This is a genomic window from Stenotrophomonas sp. HMWF023, assembly GCF_003060985.1.
Lineage (GTDB): Bacteria > Pseudomonadota > Gammaproteobacteria > Xanthomonadales > Xanthomonadaceae > Stenotrophomonas > Stenotrophomonas lactitubi.
Genome location: NZ_QAIJ01000061.1, coordinates 1 through 2,295 on the forward strand (window position 1 = coordinate 1; position 2,295 = coordinate 2,295).

The 2,295-nt window shown below is 67.3% G+C and carries 3 protein-coding genes; 2 read left to right on the forward strand and 1 reads right to left on the reverse strand.

The window, feature by feature from the left end; genetic code table 11:
* Positions 1 to 98 precede the first annotated feature (98 nt).
* Together DBR20_RS02470 and DBR20_RS02475 are read left to right on the forward strand one after the other, a co-directional pair.
* On the forward strand, positions 99 to 1,469 hold the full coding sequence (locus DBR20_RS02470) for an amino acid permease (RefSeq protein ID WP_108265076.1): 1,371 nt from the start codon (positions 99 to 101) through the stop codon (positions 1,467 to 1,469).
* A 139-nt stretch (positions 1,470 to 1,608) separates the two neighbouring features.
* Positions 1,609 to 2,019, forward strand: coding sequence for a VOC family protein (locus DBR20_RS02475; protein WP_100553220.1), 411 nt, complete (start codon positions 1,609 to 1,611; stop codon positions 2,017 to 2,019).
* Between the two features lie 88 nt (positions 2,020 to 2,107).
* Here the strand turns inward: DBR20_RS02475 and DBR20_RS22550 are convergent.
* Positions 2,108 to 2,295: hypothetical protein (locus tag DBR20_RS22550; RefSeq protein WP_258223186.1), on the reverse strand; the 188-nt coding region annotated here is incomplete at its 5' end.

Sequence of the window (2,295 nt, forward strand, 5' to 3'; positions counted from 1 at the left end):
AGCCGGTACCGGCCTGAGTTCCCTGCTGCGCTGTGCCTATCCCCGCGGCGGCTGGACACGGTAAGGTGTCGCCCTTGTCGCCGCCGCCAGCCCTGCCGATGCCCGCCACCCCCGATCAGACCGCTTCGCCCTCCCGCCTCGGCCATTCGCTCAAGCCACGCCAGCTGATCATGATGGGGCTGGGCAGCGCCATCGGCGCCGGCCTGTTCCTCGGCTCTGGCGTGGGCGTGCAGGCGGCCGGCCCGGCGGTGCTGGTGTCCTATCTGGTGGCCGGCGCGCTGGTGATCATCGTGATGAACGCGCTGGGCGAGATGGCCGCCGCCAAACCGACCAGCGGTGCGTTCTCGGTGTATGCGGGCGATGCCATGGGCGCCACCGCGGGCGCCACCGTGGGTTGGCTGTGGTGGGTGCAGCTGGTCATCGTCATCGCCGCCGAGGCGGTGGGCGCGGCCGGGTTGCTGGCCACGGTCTGGCCGGTGGTGCCGGTACCGATGGCGGCACTGGCATTCATGCTGTTCTTCACCGCGATCAACCTGCTCGGGGTGAAGAACTTTGGTGAGTTCGAATTCTGGTTCGCCATCCTCAAGGTGGCGGCTATCCTGGCCTTCATCGCCGTTGGCGTGGCGCTGCTGATGGGCTGGCTGCCGCAGGTGGCCTCGCCGGGCCTGAGCAACTTCACCGAGCATGGTGGCTTCGCACCCAAGGGCCTGGCCGGTATCGGTGCTGCGCTACTGGTGGTGGTGTTCGCCTTCGGCGGCACCGAGATCGTGGCCGTCGCGGCGGCGGAGACCGAAGACCCCGAGCGCAGCATCGCCCGTGCCATCCGCACCGTCGCCTGGCGCATCCTGGTGTTCTACATCGGTTCGCTGAGCGTGATCATCGCCGTGGTGCCGTGGACCAGCGAAGCGTTGAAATCGCCGTTCGCCGCGGTTCTCGATGTCGCCAATATTCCGGGTGCGGCCACGGCCATCACCCTGATCGCGGTGATCGCCCTGCTGTCGGCGCTCAATGCCAATCTCTACGGCGCCTCGCGCATGATGTATTCGCTGGCGCAACGCCGCGAAGCACCGGCCGTGCTGGGCTGGACCGACCCGCGCCAGGTGCCGGTGATCGCGGTGCTGGCCAGCGTCCTGTTCGGTTTCGCTGCCACCATCATGGAACTGCTGTTCCCGGACAAGGTGTTGCCGGTACTGCTGAACATCGTCGGTTCCACCTGCCTGCTGGTGTGGACGCTGTCGCTGGTTTCGCAGCTGGTGCTGCGCCGTCGCGCCGACCGTCTGGGCACGCGCCTGCCGTTCCGCATGGCCGGCTTCCCGTGGCTTACCGTGATCGGCCTGGTCGTGCTGGCGCTGATCTTCGGCCTGTTGCTGAGCGAGGCGCATACGCGCCTGCAGTTCCTGTCGATGGTGGCGCTGACGGCAACCATCGCGGCCAGCAGCGCCATTGCCCGGCGCTTGCGCGAGGCGTGATTCTGTAGAGCCGACCCTACGGTCGGCTGCTGTTCGGGCAGACGTCAGCCGAGCATGGGCTCGGCTCTACAGAAGGCATACATCCCGCGTGCCATTCTGATCGCGTGGGCCACACCGGCCCGACGAACGGGAGCACCGCATGCTGCGCAGCCGTCCCTTCCTGATGTTCACCGGCCAGGCCGAAGCCGCGCTGGCCCTGTACGCCGAAGCCTTCGCCGAATTCCGCCTGCTGGCCCTGCAACGCCATCCGGACGCGGCGGGTGCAGGCGTGCCCGGGCAAGTCCGCCAGGCCATTTTCCTGCTCGGCGGCACCCACTACCTGTGCTTTGACAGTCTGGATGTCCACGACTTCACGTTCACGCCCTCGATGTCGCTGTTCGTGGAATGTGCGGGCGCCGAATCGTTCGAGCGCGCGGCGCGTGTGCTGGGCGACGGCGGGCATTGGCTGATGCCCGTGGGCGACTACGAGTTCAGCAGCCGCTATGGCTGGGTGCAGGACCGCTTCGGTGTGTCATGGCAGTTGAGCCTGGGGCAGGTGCCGGATCCCTGATGGTAGATCAACGCCATGCGTGGATGGAAACGAAAACGGCCCGCTTGCGCGGGCCGTTCTGTTACCGGATTACCGATGTCGCAAAGGCTTACGCCTCGACTTCATCGTCCTTGTAGGCATCGACCGGGATGCAGGCGCACATCACGTTCTTGTCGCCGTAGACGTTGTCGACGCGGGCCACCGGCGGCCAGTACTTCTGCAGCTTCAGGCTCGGCAGCGGGAAGGCGGCCAGCTCGCGCGGGTAGGCGTGGGCCCACTCGCTGGCGGTCACCGCCG

What these genes read in the sequence shown, in the direction of transcription:
- DBR20_RS02470 (WP_108265076.1), top strand. Translation starts at nt 99, where the DNA reads ATGCCCGCCACCCCCGATCAGACCGCTTCGCCCTCCCGCCTCGGCCAT.
- DBR20_RS02475 (WP_100553220.1), top strand. Translation starts at nt 1,609, where the DNA reads ATGCTGCGCAGCCGTCCCTTCCTGATGTTCACCGGCCAGGCCGAAGCC.